Origin of the sequence: Clostridium sp. (genome assembly GCF_051656525.1) — a bacterium.
Classification (GTDB): domain Bacteria; phylum Bacillota; class Clostridia; order Clostridiales; family Clostridiaceae; genus Clostridium.
The window spans coordinates 1-1,190 of record NZ_JBOGCC010000062.1 but is presented as its reverse complement, the minus strand read 5'-3'; the positions used below and the strand labels follow the sequence as shown (position 1 = coordinate 1,190).

Sequence of the window (1,190 nt, the reverse complement as noted above, 5' to 3'; positions counted from 1 at the left end):
AAATAGAGGGCTTAAGAACCCTCTATCCTCTCCATATCTAACCATAGCGTCACATTCCATTATTGTGCTAATTGCTTGACCAACACAAGAACCTAACCACCCTTGATTTTTTACTGGAGTACATTCAAGCTTAAATTTTTTAGGTAAGTCATATTTACCCATGCACACATAATCCAAATTACCATAAACAACATCACGTTCATCTTGTTCACTTTGAATACATCCATTGAATTTATTCATTATTACTCCTCCTAATTGTTTTTATTAAATATTAAAAGATGTTGAAATTGTCAATCTGTTGTTATCAGATAATGTCGAGTTTAAAACCACCCGACCGTCTAGAAATACATTAACAAGTGTGTTTGTCAATGTATAACCACTTGTCGCGATAATAAACATGTTTTTATTTGGTCTCATACTTGCAGGAAGTGTAAACAACAATGTTGAGCTTGTAGTGGACCCTCCTTTTAACATAAAGTTTAACGTTACGGATTGCCCATTTACTGTTGCAGTGCCATTTTCAAACTCGTTAACCCAGTTGCCTTGAAGTGAGCTATTTGGGAATTCAGTTTTATTAGTTGTTGCTATTTGCTTCCATTCTTGCCAAACATTGTTTTGTTGTATTCTCTCAAAAGAAGGGGCTTCATCAAAAGCATACTTGGCTTTTTGATATTTATATCCACTTATTGGATTATAACCACAGTCTATATAATAAAACCCATCTGTTGGATTGTCCACACTTTGTAAATACCATCTTCCAACAGGTAGATTATTTGTGCTTTTTATTACTGTTGGTGGGTATTTATATGTTAACATTGTATCATTTATTGTTTTTACAGAGTTGTTTATCTCATTAATACTTCCAACAACTGTTTTACTAGAAGTTCCTAGTGAACTTAATGGAGCACCAAAAGCCCCGTCTAATTTATACATATTGCTATTTGTCAATCCACTTAGCATATTATACCAAGCTCTCATACTGTTATTTAAATCTGTTGTATCGTTCCATACTTCTACACCAGTATTAGGTAATGTATTAGCCATTCAAAGCTCCTCCTTTTCTAATTACTACCATTTCTTGTGCTCTTAGTAAAATGTCTTTTCCAACATCTTTTTTTTCTTCAAGATAAACATTTTCATATGAAATTCTTATTGCGTTTAAATGGTATGCAAATTTCACATCTTTATCA

At 32.8% G+C, this 1,190-nt stretch carries 2 protein-coding genes; both read right to left on the bottom strand.

Annotated elements, in window-relative coordinates:
* On the bottom strand, positions 1-240 hold a 240-nt coding region (locus ACRDDY_RS02270; RefSeq protein ID WP_438563352.1), incomplete at its 3' end, for a hypothetical protein.
* A 24-nt stretch (positions 241-264) separates the two neighbouring features.
* Entirely contained in the window at positions 265-1,044 is a 780-nt protein-coding gene (locus ACRDDY_RS02265; protein ID WP_438563351.1) for a hypothetical protein, read from the bottom strand.
* Between the last annotated feature and the right edge of the window lie 146 nt (positions 1,045-1,190).